The organism is Flaviaestuariibacter amylovorans, assembly GCF_039541815.1.
In the GTDB taxonomy this organism is placed as follows: Bacteria; Bacteroidota; Bacteroidia; order Chitinophagales; family Chitinophagaceae; genus Flavisolibacter; species Flavisolibacter amylovorans.
Map to the genome: position 1 here is coordinate 248,495 of NZ_BAABGY010000016.1, position 19,500 is coordinate 267,994.

Annotated in this window: 8 protein-coding genes; 4 read left to right on the top strand and 4 right to left on the bottom strand. The window is 62.5% G+C overall.

Annotation, left to right across the window (positions count from 1 at the left end):
* Nucleotides 1–139: 139 nt before the first annotated feature.
* Nucleotides 140–10,738 carry an Ig-like domain-containing protein gene (locus ABD937_RS20830; RefSeq protein WP_345257882.1) on the bottom strand — a complete coding sequence of 3,533 codons (10,599 nt, stop codon included), beginning with the start codon at nt 10,736–10,738 and terminating at the stop codon, nt 140–142.
* Between the two features lie 436 nt (nt 10,739–11,174).
* The gene (gene fabG / locus ABD937_RS20835) at nt 11,175–11,930 is read right to left on the bottom strand and encodes a 3-oxoacyl-[acyl-carrier-protein] reductase (RefSeq protein WP_345257883.1); all 756 of its coding nucleotides are present in this window, start codon (nt 11,928–11,930) and stop codon (nt 11,175–11,177) included.
* An 85-nt stretch (nt 11,931–12,015) separates the two neighbouring features.
* Here fabG and ABD937_RS20840 point away from each other — a divergent pair, with 85 nt between their 5' ends.
* From ABD937_RS20840 to ABD937_RS20855, 4 genes are all read left to right on the top strand, one after another.
* A complete protein-coding gene (locus ABD937_RS20840; protein WP_345257884.1) occupies nt 12,016–12,867 on the top strand; it encodes a class I SAM-dependent methyltransferase in 852 nt (283 codons plus the stop codon).
* Nucleotides 12,868–12,882: 15 nt separating this feature from the next.
* The gene (locus tag ABD937_RS20845) at nt 12,883–14,184 is read left to right on the top strand and encodes a lipopolysaccharide biosynthesis protein (RefSeq protein WP_345257885.1); all 1,302 of its coding nucleotides are present in this window, start codon (nt 12,883–12,885) and stop codon (nt 14,182–14,184) included.
* A 95-nt stretch (nt 14,185–14,279) separates the two neighbouring features.
* Nucleotides 14,280–15,116, top strand: coding sequence for a GumC domain-containing protein (locus tag ABD937_RS20850; RefSeq protein ID WP_345257886.1), 837 nt, complete (start codon nt 14,280–14,282; stop codon nt 15,114–15,116).
* Entirely contained in the window at nt 15,116–16,561 is a 1,446-nt protein-coding gene (locus ABD937_RS20855; RefSeq protein WP_345257888.1) for an O-antigen ligase family protein, read from the top strand. Before ABD937_RS20850 ends, ABD937_RS20855 begins: the two co-directional genes overlap by 1 nt.
* Before the next feature lie 444 nt (nt 16,562–17,005).
* On the opposite strand, the gene ABD937_RS20860 is transcribed toward ABD937_RS20855, so the two are convergent.
* Nucleotides 17,006–18,091, bottom strand: a complete 1,086-nt coding sequence (locus tag ABD937_RS20860) for an ABC transporter permease (RefSeq protein WP_345257889.1) — start codon at nt 18,089–18,091, stop codon at nt 17,006–17,008.
* Nucleotides 18,092–18,345: 254 nt separating this feature from the next.
* Nucleotides 18,346–19,458 carry a glycosyltransferase gene (locus ABD937_RS20865; protein WP_345257890.1) on the bottom strand — a complete coding sequence of 371 codons (1,113 nt, stop codon included), beginning with the start codon at nt 19,456–19,458 and terminating at the stop codon, nt 18,346–18,348.
* Nucleotides 19,459–19,500: the final 42 nt, after the last annotated feature.

Here is a 19,500-nt window from a genome sequence, read left to right on the forward strand (position 1 = left end):
CCTCCGCTCCACCCTCTTTACGTAGAAAGCCCCGACGGTGTCGGGGCTTTCGTATAAACGTGCTTTGAGAAAAGGTCTAGTTCGAAAAGTATCTCCGGGCTAAGTTCCGCTTACCGGGGGACAGGGGGCCGGGGCCGGGTCAGAGCTTAATAACCTTTCGCTGTACCGAGCTTCCGCTCCGCTGGTCGGCAACCTGCACGAGGTAGGTGCCGGCAGGCAGGTGGCTCAGGTCGAGGGTATGGCTGCTGCCCGTGAACGGGAGCGCGTTGCCCAGCGCCTGGCCATACTGGTCGAGCAGGCGCAGTGTGTAGCTGCCCGGCTGCCCGAGGTAGATCGTCACGCGGCCGTTGGTCGGGTTGGGCCCGACGGTAAGGCCGGTGATGGAGTCCTCCGCGGCTGCCGGCTCCTTTTTCGGGATACCGATCCGCACGATGCAGCGGTTGATCACATAGCTGAACGTGACCGGGGTGGCCGGGCACTTGTTGGCCAGCGCCTGTACCGTTACCTGGGAAGTGAGCGTACCGGCCGTTGCATTCTGCGTTACGAACGACGGGATGCTGCCGGAACCCGTCGTGGCCGGAAGCCCGATGGCCGCTGTGGTGCGGGTCCATGAATAGGTGACACCCGTGGCCAGGTTCGCAGTAAAGCCGACCGGCGAAGCGCTTACACCCGGGCAATAGACCTGGTCCGCAACCGGCGTGATCACCACGTTCGGGTACACCGTGATGCGGAAGGTGATGGGCTTGCCCGACGGGCAGCCGCCGCTTCCGAGCGGCGTGACGGTAACCGAAGCCACGATACTCGCAGTGCCGTTGTTTACGGTAGTGAACGAAGGAATCGAAGTACCCGTGCCGGACGCCGCCAGCCCGATCGCCGGGTGGCTGTTGGTCCACGAATAGCCTGCAGCCGTGCCGGTAAAGGGCAGCACGGGAGTAGTCACACCGGCACAATACACCTTGTTGGGCATGGCCTCTACGGCTGACGCGGGAAGGATCGTGATCGAAGTGGTTGCCGTGCCCGGGCAACCGCTACTGCCGCTGCTTCCCGATACATAAGAAACCGTGTAGGTGCCGGGCGCAGAAAGGGCCAGGTTGACGGCGCCGCTGCTGCTGTCGATCACCAGGCCTGCCGGTGCTGCCGTGAACGTACCGCCCGCGTTTCCGGCACGTTGCACATAGGCCCAGCCGCTGGGGCAATAGGGCGAGCCGGTATAGGCGATCGTTCCCCCCGAAGGCGTCACGGTCAGTGTATAGAACAGGGGGGTGCCGGCGCAGCCGTTGGCCGATGGTGTGACGCGGATCGTAGCCACCTGGACCAGGCCCGTGCTGTTCACCGCGGTAAAGGAAGGAACGGATCCCGTACCCGAGGCGGCGAGCCCGATGGCGGGATTGGAGTTGGTCCAGGCGAAGGCCGCACCCGTGATGGCGCTGGAGAGCGTGACCGGCGGGACCGTGGTACCCGAGCACACGGTGCTGCTTGCCGGCACCGTAGCTACCGGCACGGGCTTCACCGTGATGGAGAAGGTGACGCGCTTGCCCGTGCATCCGCCAGCGCTGACGGGTGTGACGGCAATGGAAGCCACCAGGTTGGCGGAAGTAGTGTTCCGGGCCACGAAGGACGGAAGGTTGCCCGTGCCCGAGGCCGCGAGGCCGATAGCCGGGTTCGAGTTCGTCCAGGTATAACTGGCCGCACCGCTGAACGACGTCGCTGGTAGCGTGACCCCGGCGCACACGACCTTGTTGCCGCCACCGGTCATGGTGGTTGCCGGCTGCACCGTTACGGTAGTGCTGGTGGAGAACGCCGCGCAGCCGCCTGCAGGCGGCACCGAGTAGGTCACGGTGTAAGTGCCCGGGGTGGACGCCGCAGGATTGATACTGCCGCTTGCCGTATTGATACTGAGGCCGGCCGGCGCAGCCGAGTAGGTGCCGCCGCTCGCACCAGTGCGCGTAACAGAGGCCACGCTGCCGTTAGAGCAGAATGGCGAAGCCGCATAGCTGATCGAGGCCGAAGGCATCGGGTTCACCGTCAGCTGGAAGGTCTTCGGTGTGCTGCACAGGGGCGCCTGGCTCACCTGCGCGGTAAATCCGGCGGACCAGTAGAAGGGACTATAGAACGCGAGCAGCACCGTTTCACCGGGCGCTACTGTCACGGCAAAGCTACGGGTGCTGAAGTTGGCGGCTTCGCCACCGTCGCCCATATAATTCTCTTCGGGATTCAACGGGTTCATGCTTCCACGATAGGCAGCAACAAATACGTCGTAATACGTTGACGTATACGTGATCGTGGCACAGGTGGGCGTGGAAGAAGTGTTCGTGAAGCTTCGCGCCTCGTAAGGCCCATATCCATAGCCGGCGTAATAGCCGGCAAAGGTGCCGGGATAGGTCTTCCTGGAGCCACAGGAAGAGGCAAGGCCGTTCTGGCTTGGCCCGTAAGGGACATGCGAGTCATAATAGTCGATGAATCCGCTGAAGCTAGTGTCGGGAATGGCGGGCAGAACCGTGATCGTGGAGGCCTTCGGTGCTCCCGTTGCATTGGTGGCGGTAAAGGCCGGCAGGGGGCCGGTTCCGCTCGCGGGCAGTCCGATGGACGTGTCGGAATTCGTCCACGCAAAGGCCGGCGCGCCGGTGAAGGCGACAGCGGGCACGCTGCTTCCGTTGCAGACGGTGACAGCGGAAGGCTGGTCGACCGTCATGGATGCAGCGATGACGAGGGTGGTGGTGGCGGACGGCAGGTTGCAGCTGTCAGCGCCTGCAGGCTTGTAGGAGACTGTATAATTACCGGGCAGGCTCGTACCGATATTCACCACCCCGGTGGATGCATTGATCGTCAGACCGGCGGGCAGCGCGGAATAGACACCGCCGCCGGAGCCTGTACGGGCGGGGGTTGTGGTGCCACCTGCACTCCTGCAATAATACGGTTGTGCATAGCTGATGGTATTGGGCGCGACAGGTGTGATCGTTATGGCGCCGTTGGAGCCGCCACCACCTTCCGTAACGCGGAACTCGACGCGGTCGTTGGCACCGAGGAAGCCACGCCAGGCATTGCCATGGCTGTCGCAGCAGGCGTTATGCTCCCACACTTTTACGCCGTTGACCCACAGCTGGCCGGCATCGTCGTGCCCGTTGACATCGATGCGGTAGTAGCCGCAGGGGAAGCCCTTCCGCTTGGCGCTCCAGGAGTGGTTGTCGGCACCGACGGGGCAGCCCTGGTAGCCGGCCGCGTCGGACGGTGAATTGCTCCAATGGGTGGTGAAGCTGAGGCCGGTAGCGGTATAGTAGCCGCTGTAGTTCTGCGTCCAGGCCTCCGGGGTCAACTCATACGAACCAGCATTCCAGGCATATACGTTCCAGACGCCACTGCCGAACACCGAGGGGTTACCCCCCGGCGCGGTGACGTGGATGCTGGTGGAATCCAGCACGGTGGTACCGCAGGGAGTGGTTACCCGGTACCGGACCGTATACGTGCCGGCCCGCGAGGTGGCCTTGTTGATGGCGCCGGAAGCAGCATTGATGGCGAGACCGGCAGGCGATGCGCTCCAGGTGCCGCCGGTGAGGCCGGTGACGGATGGTTGCAGGGTGCCCGTTCCCACACAGAACTGCGTCACGGGGTAGCTGATGGAAACTTCGGGAACGAGGTCGAACTGGAGCAGGCCATAGGAGCCGAAGTAGCTGGCGCTGCGCACGCGGAAGGTGACGCGGTCGGAACCCGAAAGGTAGCCGCGCCACACGTTGTAGTTGCCGGAGCTTTGCCCGTTCTCGTACACCAGCGAATCATTGATCCACAGCTGCGACCCGGATGCGTTCTGGGGGATGCTCAGGCTGTAATAGCCGCAGGGGAATCCCTGGCGCCTGGCGCTCCACGAATAACTGATCCCATTTACGGGACAGCCCTGGTAGCCCGCTGCCTGCGAGGGTGATCCGATGCTGTACCAATAATTCCAATGATCATGCGAATAGAAGTTCAACCCCTGTGCTACAAAGTAGCCGGCATAGTTGGTATTCCAGGAATTGGCCGGATCCACGTCCGATCCACCGTTCCAGGCGTATACATTCCAGGCACCGTTGCCGTAAACGGCCGGGTTGCCCACTGCCTGTGTGATTACGAGTTGCGTCTGCGCATGAAGCGTGTCGCCGCAGGACACGGGTAGCTTATAATAGATCGTGTAGGTGTTTGCGGCACTGCTCTGCGGTGTGACCACACCGGTTGTTGAATCGATCTGCAGTCCGGCAGGCGTTGCGGTGTAGTATCCGCCTGCAGCCGACGTTGTGGAAGGTGCCATTGCCGGTGCGGAAGTGCATACTGCTGCGGCGCCATACTGCAATACCATACCGGCGCTGGCAGCGATAAAATTGAGCGTGCCAAAAGATTGACCGTTACCGCCTGTTGCGCGGAACTCAACGCTGTCGGCCGCACCCAGGGTGCCCGTCCACACGGCGCTATGGCTATCGCAGCAGTCGTCGTGTGACCACACTCTTACACCGTTGATCCAAAGTTCGCCCCCGCGGCTGTGGGCAGGCACGTTGAGTGTATAAACGTCGCAGGGGAAACCGCGGCGCCTGGCACTCCAGGAGTGGGTGTCAATAGTTACCGGGCAACCCATGTAGCCGGCTGCCGCCGAAGGAACGCCGCCCGCGGACCAATGCGCGATTGTATTGAAGCTTAATCCGGAGGCGACGTAGTAGCCGCTGTAGTTGGTATCCCAGGCGCCGGTTGGCGCCGACTGGCCGCCGCTGTTAAAGGCATAAACGTTCCAGGCATTGCTGCCGTATTCGGAAGGCGAGCCCGACACCAGGGTGATCGTAAGCGTAGTGGTAGCGTTAATGGGCTCACCGCATGCATTCGTAGCCGTGTACGTGACGGTATAGGTGTTGAGCGCGCTTGCCTGCGTGTTCACGGTGCCGGTGGCCGCATCAATGACAAGGCCCGCCGGGGTGGCGCTGTAGCTGCCGCCGGAAGGGCCGGTCTGAGCCACCATAACGTTGCCGGAGCCCTGGCAATAATTCTGGCTGGCGTAGCTGATAGAAGCCGTAGAACTACTGACCTGCACGAAGCTTATTGCTCCGTGAGAGGCGCCGCCGCCCTCAGTCACCCGGAACTCCACGCGGTCGTTGCCTCCGAGCAGGCCCTGCCACACGCCGGTGTGGCTGTCGCAGCAGCCCACGTGCTGGAACACGCGGACATCATTGATCCAGAGCTCCACATTGTCATCATGACCCGGAATGTCGAGGCGGTAATAGCCACAGGGGAAGCCCTGGCGCTTGGCACTCCAGGAGTGGTTGTCGTTGCCCACCGTGCCGCAGCCCTGGAAGCCCGTTGCAGCCGAAGGGGAAGTTGCCGCCGACCATTGACTTTCCGTATTGAAGTTGAGGGTGGAATCCGTGTAATAACCGACATAGTTGCTGCTCCAGTTGCTGCTGTTCCAGGCATACACATTCCAGCTGTTGCTGCCGAATACCGACGGATCACCGCTGGAGGAGATGCGGACCTGCGTGCTGGCCTGGTGGTCACCGCTGCAGGGGGACGTCAGTGTATAGGTAACCGTGTAGGTGCCGGGGGTACTGAACGCCGGGCTGATCGTGCCGGTGGCAGCATCAATAGACAGACCCGAAGGCAAGGCGCTGTAGGTACCGCCGGCAGCGCCCGTTAATTGCACCGGTACGGACGTTACCTGATTGCAGTAGGCAGCGTCCAACGTGACAGGTACCAGACGGAATTCCGGCCGTGTCGTCAAAGGCCCGACACTCACCTCGGTGGCGCTGGCGGCTGCGGATGCAGTCACGTTGTCGGCCCGGTAAACGATCGTGCTGTTGAACGGTGTAGTGGTGGTATACTGGATCGCAGCATCAGGGAAATTTCCTACGAAATTATTGGAGAACGTGGTCTCAATAACCAGGTTGCTGGTACCATTCCAGGTAAACGGAACGTTAAACGTATGGGTGTTGTTGTAGCCAACCGTCGGCGTAAAGTTCGACGGGGCGATCACCTGCGTCAGGCCGGACTGGAAGCTGCTCAGCGCGGTCAGCGCGGTATGGCCGATGCTCATCTGGAAGTTTCGCAGGCCCGTCAGTGGGCCGCTCCAGTGGGAACCCAGCGACTGTACCGGGAAGCTGATCGCCTTGATCCTCGAACCTGCTCCATATCCCTGTGCCGTCAGTTCGCTGGCACGTATCAAGAACTGCATGCGCTGGCCACCATAGTATGCAGAGTAGGGAGCTGGGTAGGAAGTGCTGGTATTGGTAGCGGACTGGCTGCCGGACGTCCAGGTGGTACCCCCTCCGTATTGAAGCGACAAGGCAGGTGCGGCCACGATGGTGAAGGTAAGCTGGCCGTAAGAGGCTGCCGTGTTATCCATGGAGCGCAACTCGACTTTATCCGTCGAAGACAGGTAGCCGGTCCAGACGCCGCTGTGGCTGTCGCAACAACCGTTATGCTGGAAGACGCGTGTGCCGTTGATCCAAAGCTCCACGTCATCATTATGATCGGGAATGTCAAGCCGGTAATAACCGCAGGGGAAACCCTGGCGTTTCGCACTCCAGGAGTGGTTGTCGTTTCCGACGGCGCAGCCCTGGTAGCCGGGCGCATCCGAAGGGGAGCCGTTGGCACCCCATTGGGCCTGGGTATTGAAGTTGAGCCCCTGGGCTACGTAGTAACCCGAGTAGTTACTGCTCCAGCCCTGGGCGCCGAATGCATAAACATTCCAGGCGCCGTTTCCGAATTGCGCCGTATCGCCGGTTGCTTTGCTGGCAACCGTGACCGTCTGGGAAACAGTACCCGTGCAACCCGGGTTAGACCCGGTGACCGTATAAGTGACAGGGGTGGTGCCCGCAGCAGCAAACAGCTGGTTGGGTGCGACGTAATAGCTCCAGATACCGGTTTCGGCGCGGGTGCGATCGGCAACCGGGAGCACCTGGTTATATACGATCACGTCGAGGAACTCGCAGTCGGAGCGCTCACCGGTTCCGAAGAAGCCGTTGAGCTGGATGCCGTTCGGACCGGTGGATCCGCCGGTACCGGAGGCGAGCAGGATGCCGTTCTCATACAGCGAGCCCGTGCCTGCAGCGGAAGTGCCGCTGACCACGGCAAACGCATTATCGGCCGAAGGGCCGTTCTCGCGGACCCAGCCTTCGAAGAAGGCCACCTGCTTGCGGCCGTTCCACCAGCCGAGCAGCCAGTTGTTGTTCGCTCCAGCCAGAACGCGCGCGCGGGTGCCGCCCGTTTGGCGGGCGCCGGCAATAATGGTAAACGGCGCCGGGAAGTTGGTGCCGACCTGCATGAACTGCGCCGTATTGAAACGCAACACCGGGCGCCCGTTGGTGCCGCCCAGGACCAGCACCGGCTGGCTGGCTGCGGTTGCCTGCGTGATGTGGTTGCTTTGTCCCGACTGGTCGTATAGCGTGACGCAATACGCCGTGGCGCCGTTGAGCCAGGCATTGATGGCGGCTATGTCCAGATCATTACCCGAGGCACCAAAGTCCTGCTGGGCGCCGTCCGTAGAGCGGCGCAGGCGCAGGAGGGGTCCCGTATAAGTACTGCCCAGGCGGCGCAGGCCAACGGCCATGCGGGCAGCAGTGGGAGCAAGGTCCACGGGAAGTTGCTGACCGCTCCAGGTAATCACCGAAGCGCCTGTGGCGGTAAGCAAGGTGCGCTGGTTTCCGCACAACAGCGAGTCGCCGGTAACGGTTAGTGTCGGCGGCTGAACGGCTGCTATCGTAAACGAGGTATCGAAGGGGCCGCAGGGCAGCTCGAAGCGGGCATAGTAGGTGCCCGCGCCGGCCCCGGAAAGCGTGTTACCTGTACCCAGGAGCGTGCCCTGGCCGCCGGCTGCCGTAAACCACTGCACGGTGCCGCCACCGGATTGCTGCAGCGTGAGCGTGGTGGTATCCGTACCGCACACCACCGGCGCCGCAGCGGATATATATGCCGAAGGCACTACCGTGACCGTGAACGAGCACGACTTCGTGTTGCTGGAAATGTCGCGCGCCGTGAACGTAACCGTGGATACGCCGATCGGGAATACCGATCCGCTTGCGGGCCCGCCGGTTTGTTGCACCTCCGCGAAGCCGCAGGCATCGATGGCATCCGGAGTGGCGAAGGAAACTACGGTTCCGCAGGTGCCCGGCACCGCCGTCGCCCGGAGGCTCGTGGCACAGGTGATGACCGGGGCCACCGTGTCGCGAACGATGGGCATCATCATGACCTGGGTGCTGTTGCCCGCCGAGTCGCGCACGGTAAACCGGACCAGTTCCGCCACGTCGATAGCTATCGGGGTTCCCGGCGCCGGCGACTGCGTGATGATCAGCCCCGACGGGCTGGTGCAATTGTCTGTTGCCGACACAAGGGAGCGGTAGTCGGGCAGCGTCGCCGAGCAGGTGCTGTTGACATAGATCGTTTGCCGGGGCACCGGCGCCACTACCGGTGCCTGCGTTTCGAGTTGGAGCGTTATCGATGCCTGGTTGGTGCAGCCATGGGCACCGGTGCCCGTAACCAGGTAGGTAGAGGCACCGCCACCGGGCACCACCACTATCGAAGCGCCCGGAATACCTCCCACTACGCCGTAATACCCACCGGTGTTCCGCTCCATGGCTGTAAGGTCGGTTGCCGAAAGTACCCCGTTGAAGAGCAGCACGTCGGTAAAGTCGGCATCCGACAGCTCATGGGCGCCGCCGTACCAGCCGTTCATCTGTACACCGTTGATGGAGCCGCCGCCACTGGCGTTGCTATACAATTGAACCCCGTTTTCATAAACGGTGGAGACCCCCGCGCTGCGGGTAGCCGTGTAGGTGTACGTGCCGTTGTCGGCGGGAATGGCGCCGGAAGGCGACACCCAGCCATCGAAATGGGCCATGCGCTTATTGCCGTTATGCCAGCCGAGGAGCCAGTTGCTACTGACGGCCGAGAGCATCCGGCCACGTGCCGGGCCGTTCTGGCGCGCCGTATAAATGGCCGTGTACGGAACGGGGAAGTTGGTGCTGTTGGTCATGAAGCGGGCCGGGTTGCTGCTGAAGCGCAATGCGGGTTTCCCGTTAATTCCCTGCACTACAAACAGGGGCTGCTGCGCGGTATTGTCCTGCACGAGGTGATTACCATTGCCTGATTGGTCGTAAAGCCGGGAGCAATAGCCGTCGGAAGCCCCGAGGAATGCAGTGATCGCAGGCAGGTCGAGGCCGGCGCCGCTGAATCCGAAATCCATGCTGCTGTTGTCGGACGCGCGGCGGATGCGGAGGGCAGGGCCGCTGTAACCGGAGCTGAGGCGGTGCATGCCCACGGCCATCCGCGCGGAGGCGGGCAGCGATGGGGCCGGCAGCCAGCTATAATTGTCCGCGCCGCTGGCCGTAAGGCTGACCGGCGTATTGGGGCAAAGGATATCGGAGGTTGACGCGCTGATGCTGACCACCGGTGCCGGAAGCTGGGTCACGGTAACGGGTACGCGCGAAGGAGCGGAGCAGCTATCGTAATAGCTGATGATGAGTGCGCCCTGGTCCTGGTTCATTCCTTGAGTATGGACAACATTCTGGAAGTGCGCGGGATTGGTGTAGGAGGAGCCGCCGCCGCCGCCGGCGTTGTTGATGGTACCGCCGCCGCCGTACCAGCCGCCGCCGCCGCTGCCGCCGTGAGAGCTCAGGGTCGATCCGGCCCCCTCGCCGCCCTGCCCGAAGGAGCCCGGCTGCGACATACCTGCCGTGCCGGAGCCGCCGGCTGTTTGCGTGCCGCCGCCACCACCGGGATTATAACCAGAAAAAAGGCCGCCGTTGATGTAGCCGCCGGCGGCGCCCGTAAGTCCGCCGCCGCCACCGCCCGCACCTGCGTTGCTGTACGTGCCGCCCGCACCGCCGCCGCCGCCCGCCACCAGCACCCGGTCGGTGAGCGCCGTGCCGCCGAGGCGGATGTCGGTGGCGCCGCCGCCGCCGCCCGTCTGCGTGCCGCGGGCGGCCGCGCCGCCGTTAAAGGAGGGACCGTGCGGGCTGCAGCCCCACGCGCAGCCTGGGTCGCCATAGCCACGCTCGCCCACAAAGATGTTCAGTACCTGGCCCGGCGTCACGCTCATCGTGGCCTGCACGCGGCCTCCGCCGCCACCGGACACGAAGCCGCCGTTCTCGCTGCCGCGGCCCCCGCGGGCGCCGCGCGCATCAATGCTGATCGAGGTGACGCCCGCAGGCACCGTAAAGGTCTGCATGCCGCCGGTGTAGTTGAAGGTCTGCGTCACTTTCTGCACCTCGCTCTGCGCATAGTACGTCGTCGTAGCCGTCGGCGACACCATAAAGGGGGCACCGCTCGCCGAAGAACCCAATAAATTACCGCCCGAAGGAGCATCATACCAGTATACGCGGTGATTGGCGGTAGCATCCACCACTGCCGAGAGGTTACTGCTAAAACCCTGGCAGATGGCCGCCGGGGTCGCCGTTACCGAGGCCGGCGTGCTCAGGTTGGGAACCGGGGTCACCAGCACGTACACTTCGGTGCGCGGGCTGGCCGTTCCGTTCAGCACCTGCTCCACGTAAAAATGAGTGGTCGCCGTAAGGTTTCCGGTGCTGTACGCCGCCGTTGCGGCCAGCTGGCTGCCGCCGGTGGCGGCGCTGTACCATCCGAAACTGGCGCCGGCCGCGCCGCTGGCCGTGAGCGTGGTGCCGGAGCCGGAGCAGACAAAGCGAAGGCCGGATACGTCGGGAGCAGACGGGGTTTGGGCAAGCACGCAAAGGGAGCTGGCCACAGCCAGCACGGCAAGGAGGAACTTTCTCATAGCAGGTTTTTGGTAACCGTCGGCTACCAACTGGAATACGGGGAAACCGGAGTGCATTTCCGGGTAAGCAGCGGGGAGTTTTCGGAGTATACCAAATCTACTATTTCCGGCAATGGCCGGATATCACATAAATGGGGGATGCCTAAGGCGCAAAGGCAGGCCCGGCCCGGCCCCCTGTCCCCCGAAGGGGGAACTTAGGTCGAGGCTGTTCCTACGGTAGCAGTTACTCTGTAAGCTGATAAATGTGTAATCATCAATACTCGATCTTCAATGATCAAGTGATTTTTGCTTCAAAATTGATCGTCGATAATTTTAAAATAGAAAGCCCCGACTCTGTCAGGGCTTTCATATAAAACAGCTCTAAGAAAAGGTCCAAGTAAGAAAAGTAGGTTCCACAGAGTCACCCCTCTCTCCCGGAGAGGGGCAGGGGGTGAGGTCACATCAGCAGTCCGCCATCCACATTCAGCACCTGGCCGGTGACGTAGTTGGCCATATCGGAGGCGAGGAAAAGCGTGACGTTGGCTATGTCCTCTGCGGAGCCGAAGCGGCCGAGCGGTATGCCGGCCTTGTACTTATCTGCCTGCTCGCCTTCTTTCAGGTACGAGGTCATATCGGTCTCCACGAAGCCGGGAGCGATGACGTTGCAGCGGATGTTGCGTGAGCCGAGCTCCTTGGCCACCGACTTGGAAAAGCCGATGAGGCCGGCTTTGGAAGCTGCATAGGAGCTTTGCCCCGCGTTGCCCATGACGCCGATCACGGAGCCCATGTTGATGATGGAGCCGCTCTTGGCCTTCATCATGGGGCGGATCACCTGCTTGGTCATGTTGAACACGCTCTTGAGGTTGGTCTGCATCACGTCGTCCCACTGCTCGGGCGTCATGCGCAGCAGCAGGTTGTCTTTGGAAATGCCGGCGTTGTTGACGCAGATGTCGACGGAGCCGAACTCCTTCAGCACATCGTTCACGAGGGTTTCGCACTGCGCGAAGTCACCCGCATTACTACGGTAGGCCTTGGCGTTGACGCCGAAGCCTTTCAGCTTTTCCTCGAGCGCGGCCGCTTTCTCGGCGCTGCCTTCGGAGACATAGGTGAACGCGACGTGGGCACCCTGCTCGGCAAGCTTCAGGGCGATGCCTTCGCCGATGCCGCGGGCGGCGCCGGTAACGATGGCGACTTTATTGGCTACCAGTTTCATGGCGCAAGGATACGAAAAAGCCCGGAAGCGGCCCCCACAGGCCCCATCCGCCCGACTTCGATATATTTGACGCTCAGAACAGCCCATGAAACAACTGCTCAAGCGCCTCTACTTCGCCCTCAGGCCCCAGGACCGTGTGATCGTGATGGACTACTCCATCCCGCCGAAGGCCATCTATAACAAGGAACGCCCGCACCGCGCCCTCTTCGACATGATCGCGGCCAACGACGGACAGTACCGGGCGCTGATGGAAAAGGCGCTCTCGCTGCAGCAACACTTCGTAGGCATCAAAGAGCAGGCGCAGGAGACCGACGCGGCGCAGCCCGCCTGGAACAACAACTTCGTACCCGGCCTCGACATCATCCTGCTCTATACGCTGCTCACCGACCTGAAGCCGAAGCGCTACGTGGAGATCGGCTCCGGCACCACCACCAAAACGGCGCTCAAGGCCCGCACCGAGCAGAAGCTGGACTTCACGATCACCTGCGTGGACCCGAGCCCGCGGCGCGAGATCAAGGCCATCGCCGACACCTGGCACCCCTCCCTCGTGCAGCACCATACGCTGGAGACGTTCAAAGCACTCGAAGCGGGCGACATCCTCTTCTTCGACGGCACCCACACGCTCGTGCCCAATTCCGACGTGATGTGGTTCTTCATGGAAGTGCTGCCCGTACTCAAGCCGGGCGTCATCGTGCAGGTGCACGACATCTACCTGCCCTACGACTACCCGCAGTTCATGCTCGACCGCTATTATTCCGAGAACTATATCCTGGGTGCGCTGCTGCTCAACAACCCGGAGAAATACACCGTGATCGCTCCGAACTACTACATCTCCGAGCAAGCACAGCTGGCGAAGATCCTCGACCCGCTCTGGGCGGCGCCCAACCTCCGCAACGTAGAGCGCCACGGGGGCTCGTTCTGGTTCCGGATCAACTAAGCGGCACCGCCCTGCATGAACCCGAAGCAATTTCTCCGAGGCCTCTCCTGGCTGGTGGTGCTCAACCTCCTGGTAAAGCCGCTGTGGGTGTTCGGCATCGACCGCAAGGTGCAGAACGAGGTGGGCCACGAAGCCTACGGCACGTATTTCTCCATCCTCAACCTCGCCATCATCCTGGCCATCATTGCCGACGCCGGCCTCAGCAACCTGCTCAACCGGCAGTTGGCGCTGCAGGAGCGAATGGCCGTACGGAGTCTCCTGCGCCTGAAGGCCGGGCTCTCGGCGCTGTACCTGCTCGTCTTCTGCGGCATCTGCTGGATCACGGGCGTGACGCGCTGGGACCTCGTGCTGCTCGTGGGCACCCTGCAGGTGCTGTCGTCCTTCTTCGTCTTCTTCCGCAACATCCTCACCGGCTACCAGCAGTTCCGCGCCGATGCCTGGCTCTCGGTGACCGATAAGGCCCTCACCCTGCTCGTATGCGCGCCGCTGCTTTACCTGCCGTTTGGGGGCGGGCTCTCGCTCACCGGCTTCCTGTGGATCCAGGCCGGCAGCACGCTCGTGGCTCTGCTCGTGGCCCTCTTCCTGGCGCGAAGGCACCACGAGGGCCCGGCGCAGGGTGCAGGGCTTGGAGAGGTACTGCAACTCAGCGCGCCCTTCGTGCTCGTGATCCTGCTGCAGGGCGCCCACACCCGCCTCGACGCCTTCCTGCTCGAGCGCCTGCACCCGCAAGGTGCGCTCGAGGCCGGCATCTACGCCGCCGCCTACCGCCTCCTCGACGCGGCCAACACCTTGGGCTTCATGACGGCCTCCTTCCTCGTACCCTTCGTGGCCCGCCACCTCTCCGACGAGGCCCTCATCGACCGCACGGTGCTGCGCCTGCGGCATGCGCTGCTGGCTACGGGTGCACTCTTTGCGGGGGGCTGCGCGGCCGCCGCTCCCTTCGTGAACGAGCTGTTGTACCATACGTCGGCACCCTACCCGGCCCAGGTACTGGCGCTCTGTGTGGCCGTGCTGCCCGCCTACTACGGCATTCACCTCTATGGCTCCCTGCTCTCTGCCTCCGGGCGCCTCGGCTATTTTGCGGGCACCATGGGGGCTTGTGTGGCGCTCAACGCGGCGCTCAACGCGGCGCTGATCCCCCGCTACGGCGCGGCGGGCTGCTGCGTCGCCGCCCTGGCGAGCCAATACACGGCTGCCCTGCTCCTCTTCGCGGGCGCCCGCCGCCGCTTTTCCCTCAGGGTCCATCCGCTGTCGCTGGTGGCCTGCCTGGCCGCAGGGGCGGCAGCCTTCGGCGCAGGCTGGTGGCTGTTCCGCTAGGCTCCGCGCGGCCCGTTGCCCGGCTTTTTTACCTATGTTTGTGCCCCTGCGCTCGAAAAGAGACCGAAACGCACCAACTAAAAGCCTGCTTCTTCATGCCCGATTTCCTGAGTATCTTCTCCCGCTGGTGGAAAATGATCACCGGCTTCGTGCTGGCCATCGCCGTCATTACCGTGATCCTGCTGTTGCAGGTCGACAAGCAATACGTCTCTACCGTCACCGCGCTGCCCGCCACCACCGTCAACTTCGATAAGTCCAGGATCTTCGGCGAGAACATCCAGGGCCTCTACTCCCCGCTCGGCGGCCCCGAAGACATCGACCGCGTGCTCGGCACCGCCGGCCTCGACACCATCTTCCTGCAGATGATCCGCGAGAACGGGCTCATCAGGCACTACAAGATCAAGGAGAAGAAGATCCCCGAATACTATGCCCTCAAGGAGTTCAGCGAAAACGTAGAAGTACTGAAGGACGAATACGGGCAGCTGCGCATCAAGGTGTGGGATAAGGACAAGTACCTCGCATCCCGTATGGCCAACGCGCTGTACGCCAAGTACCAGGACCTGCACCAGCGCCTCCAGAGCGAGACCAACGAGCGCATCCTCGGCAACCTGCGCCAGCACCAGGGCCGCCTGCAACAGGAATACGTGCGCAACTACGACTCGATGACGGTGACCGGCGCGGCCCAGCGCGACCTGCTGCGCGTACGCAACGAGTCGCTCATCAAGGAGCTCGCCGACTACGAGCGCCTCATCAACGAGTATGCCCTCGTGAGCAACACCCGCCCGAACGTGCTGCTGCTCGTGGAGCCCGCCCGCCCGGCCTTCAAGACCGACCGGCCGCGCCTGCTGCCCACCTTCATCACGGTGTGCTTCGTGGCCCTCATCTTCGCCCTCCTGCTCTCTCTTTACCTCGACAGCCGAAAGAAAGACTGATGGACCGCCTGGCGCTGAACCGGTTCTGGGGCTTCGGAATACTCTTCGCCGCCTGCGCCATTGCCTCGGTGCTGCTGTACCAGCCCCTGGTGCTTGCGCTCCCCTTCGGGCTGCTGGCCGGCCTCTGGGTGGCGCACAAGCCCTTCGTCCTGTTCTACGCGCTCATCGCGGCCATCCCCTGGTCCATCGAATACAACTTCACGAGTTCGCTCGGCACCGACCTGCCCACCGAGCCGCTGATGCTGCTGGTATCGTTCTCGACGCTTTGCTACCTCGCCTACCATGCGCGCAGCCGCCCGATGGCCGGCTTCTTCCGCTCGCCGCTCACGGTGCTCCTGCTGCTGCAGGCCTTCTGGTGGCTCGTAACGGCTTACTTCTCCACCGACTTCACGCGGAGCATCAAGTTCTGCATCGCCAAGACCTGGTACCTCGGCGCGTTCATCATGGCGCCCTTCCTCCTCTTCCGCAACCCGAAGACGCTCGTGCGCACGGCGCAGGTGCTTTCGGTGTCGATGCTGCTGCTCGTGGGCCGCACCATGATCCGCCACGCCGGCTACCGCTTTACGTTCGAGCGCATCAACGACAGCCTCTGGCCCAACTTCCGCAACCACGTGAATTACTCCTCGGTGCTCGTATGCGTCATCCCGATCCTCGTGGCGGCCTATGTGCTCGCAAAGCCGGGCTGGTGGAAGAAGGCGCTCATCGGCATCCTGCTGCTGGCCGGCGTTGCCTTGGTGCTCTCCTATGCGCGGGGCGCCTGGCTGGCGCTCATCGCCGGCGGGGTGCTGTTCTGGATGCTGCGCCGGAAGATGCTGCTGCGCGGCTACCTGCTGGTGCTGCTCGCGGCGGGCTTAAGCCTCTTCCTGCTGATCGACAACGACCGCTACATGAAGTTCGCGCACGACCACGACACCACGACCTTCCATACCGACTTCAGCGATCACCTGCAGGCCACCTACCAGTTCAAGGACGTATCGACCGCCGAGCGCTTCTACCGCTGGATCGCGGGCGTACGCATGATCCGCCACAACTGGGCAACCGGCTGGGGGCCACAGACCTTTTCGCAGAACTACCAGCGCTATACGATACCGGCCTTCCGCACCTGGGTGAGCGACAACAAGGACCAGAGCACGGTGCACAACTACTACCTCACCACCATCATCGAGCAGGGCGCCGCGGGCCTGTTCATCCTGCTCGTGTTCATCGGCTACGGGCTGCATGCCGGCCAGCGGATCTACCACGAGTCGAAGGACCGGCTCTGGCGCGCGGCGGGCGCGGTGGCGGCCGTCGTGCTCGGCATGCAGTGCACGTTCAACGCCCTCAACGACCTCGTGGAGACCGACAAGCTCGGGAGCCTTTTTTACTTGGCGATCGCAGTGTTGATTGCGGGCGAGGTGCATTTGCGGAGACAGGGAGAGCAGGAAGTGACTACCGTTGCTCCATAATCTTTGGGGCGTGCTTTTTCTTAACGGTTGCACGGCCGCAAGCGGCCTTTCTTTTCCCAAAGCGGGACACGGGTTTCTCGCAAAGACGCCAAGACGCAAAGCACGCAAAGCACGCAAAGCTTTGTTTGCGGAGTTCACCCCGCCATCGGCGGGGCTCACGAATACCGATCACACGGCGGCACAACGATACTTGCTAAAGCGCACAATGGCCTGCCGGCATTACGCAGCTATACGTCAAACGTTCCCCGCACAGGTGTTGTTATTGGGAAAGCCCATGAGAAAGATCCTACGCGCCGTAAGTAATAATGCGCTGTGTCTCCGTGTCGCTGTGCCGCCGTGCCGCCGTGTGAAACATTCCTGTCGCACGCAGGAAATTAAATTTGCGTGCTTTGCGTCTTGGCGCCTTTGCGTGAAAACGGTGAGCGAAGCGAACCATCGTTACCGTCACCCACGCACATCCAGCGCATCGCGCAGCCCGTTCCCCAGCAGGTGAAAGGCCAGTACCAGCAACATGATAGCAAAGCCCGGTGCAAGTGCCAGCACAGGATTGTTGGTGATGATGAAATTGTAATTCTCCTTGATCATGAGTCCCCAGCTCGGCTGCGGGGGCTGCACGCCCACACCGAGGAAGGAAAGACCTGCTTCGATCACGATGGCGGAAGCGAAGTTCGAAGCGGCGATGACGAGGATAGGACCAAGAATGTTGGGGAGGATATGCCGGAACAGCGTACGGAAATGCGAGTAGCCGAGCGCGCGGGCAGCCTCCACGTACGACAGCTCGCGCGTGGCCAGCACCTGCCCGCGCACGAGGCGCGCCACGTTGACCCAGAGCGTGAGGCCCACCGCGATGAACACCTGCCAGAAGCCCTTGCCCAGCAGCAGCGTGATCGCGAATACGAGCAGCAGCGTCGGGATGCTCCAGAGCACGTTGATGAGCCACATCACCACGGCATCGGTCTTGCCGCCGAAGTAGCCGGCCAGCGCGCCCAGGAAGATGCCGATGGAGAGCGATATGAGTACCGTCACGAGGCCGACGGTGAGGCTCACACGGGTGCCGATGATGAGCCGGCTCAGGATGTCGCGCCCGTATTTATCGGTGCCCAGCAGGAAGCGTTGACGCACCGTTGCCGACTTGCCGGCGAGGTCTTCCGGAACGTAGGAGCGCCGCTCGGTAAGGCCTTCGTCCACGTATTTGTCGACCAGCAGGCTGTCGCCCTGGTAGCGCCACCAGGTTACCGGAATGTAGTCGGCCCGATCGGGGACGCCGTTGAGGAGGCGCTCGAAAAACCCCACAGGGGCAGGCTCCGGGTTCTTACGCAGCAGCAGGAACTCCTGGGTGTAGCCGGGCTTGTTGCCACCTATTTCGAGGATGATCCGGTTGGCGTTCGGCGAGGGATCCGGCGCGAGGAAATAACCAAATACCGCCACCAGCACGGCGAGCCCGATCAGCACCATGCCAAACAGCGCTCCCTTATTGCGCAGGAGGCGCCGCCGGAGTGCCTGGCTAAAGCTGACGGTGGAGTCGTTCATTGGTTTATTGGTCTATTGGTTTATTAGTCTATTGGTAAGGGTCGCTTAACGTGTCGATATTCCTAAAGGTAGCAGATTTGTGATGTGGCCGGTATAACCCTGCTCCTTTCCACATCGACTGATGCACGGCGCTATCCTTCGGAATTGTTCTCTCCATTCCCCCATTAGCACATTAACCCGCCTTCGACTCCGCTGCGCTCCGCTCAGGATGACAAGTGCCCTTTGTCAGGCTGAGCGAAGTCGAAGCCAGCCCATTACTTCACCCTTCTTCCTTTCCATTCATACGTACCAAACGAGCTGAGGGCGCCGACGGCTACGGTATATATAATGTGCAGCGGCTGCAGCAGCGGGAACCATTGCAACAGGTGTTGCTGTCCGAAGAACCGCGCAACGGGGGCAAGGAACCAAAGCTCCACGACGGTCTTCAACAGTAGTAATACAAGGGTGCCTGTCCAATTATCCGTATTCCAGAAGCCGGCTATGGCCAGCACCAAGAACCACAGGTTGAAGAAATACACGAGCGCCAGTGCGGCCGTGATGCGCCTGTCGGTATAGTGTGCCGACTTGGAAGCCCAGCGCACGCGCTGCTTCCAGAAGGCACGCCAGCCGGGAGCCGCATCGGTGTCCACGATGGCATCGCGGTGGCGGAGGTAGTGCACCCGGCCCGGGTAGCGCAGGGCGATCTTGTGCATCAGGAAGAGGTCGTCGCCGGAGGCCAGCCGGTCCACACCACGATAGCCATCCACGGCTTCGAAGGCCTCTTTGGTATAAGCCAGGTTGGCCCCGTTGCACATGCTGTGCACACCCGTGCTCACCGATGCGGCGGTGATCCCCTGCAATGTCATGAAATCGAGTGCCTGGAAAATGGAGGATACCGTTTGGGGATCGCGGTACCGCACCGGGGCGGCGATGAAAGCGCTGTAGCCGGCAGTATGCTGTGCCACGAGCAGGGGCAGCCAATGCGGGCCCGGGACGCAGTCGGCGTCGGTGGTAACGATCAGCGAGCCCGCTGCGGCCTTTACGCCGGCCTCGATTGCGCGCTTCTTGCCCTGGGCGGCGGCGTCGAGCGACAGCACGGAGACGTTGCCGCCGGCGTTCCGCGCAACGGCGGCCGTATTGTCGGTAGAGTGATCGTCGAGCACCAGCACCGAGAATAAACCCCGATCGTATTGCTGTGCGCTGAGGGCAGCCAGCAGGGCCGGGAGCCGCTCCGCCTCGTTGCGCGCCGGCACCAGTACGGTAACGGGTATCCCTGCCGCGGGCGCCATCGCCGTTGCCTCCGGGCTCCGCTGCCAGCCCCGCCGGTAGAACGCGATCAGGGCGGCGTAGGCCAGCCAGAGGCAGAAAGCAACGGTCAGAAGGATCATTAAAATATTTTTCTCCGCGCGCCAAATTATAGGAAAAGCGCT

Bases quoted from the DNA above. Each gene is read 5' to 3' on its own strand.
- ABD937_RS20845 (WP_345257885.1), top strand. From the start codon at position 12,883: ATGAACCCGAAGCAATTTCTCCGAGGCCTCTCCTGGCTGGTGGTGCTC.
- ABD937_RS20840 (WP_345257884.1), top strand. From the start codon at position 12,016: ATGAAACAACTGCTCAAGCGCCTCTACTTCGCCCTCAGGCCCCAGGAC.
- ABD937_RS20850 (WP_345257886.1), top strand. From the start codon at position 14,280: ATGCCCGATTTCCTGAGTATCTTCTCCCGCTGGTGGAAAATGATCACC.
- ABD937_RS20865 (WP_345257890.1), bottom strand. From the start codon at position 19,458: ATGATCCTTCTGACCGTTGCTTTCTGCCTCTGGCTGGCCTACGCCGCC.
- ABD937_RS20855 (WP_345257888.1), top strand. From the start codon at position 15,116: ATGGACCGCCTGGCGCTGAACCGGTTCTGGGGCTTCGGAATACTCTTC.
- fabG (WP_345257883.1), bottom strand. From the start codon at position 11,930: ATGAAACTGGTAGCCAATAAAGTCGCCATCGTTACCGGCGCCGCCCGC.
- ABD937_RS20860 (WP_345257889.1), bottom strand. From the start codon at position 18,091: ATGAACGACTCCACCGTCAGCTTTAGCCAGGCACTCCGGCGGCGCCTC.
- ABD937_RS20830 (WP_345257882.1), bottom strand. From the start codon at position 10,738: ATGAGAAAGTTCCTCCTTGCCGTGCTGGCTGTGGCCAGCTCCCTTTGC.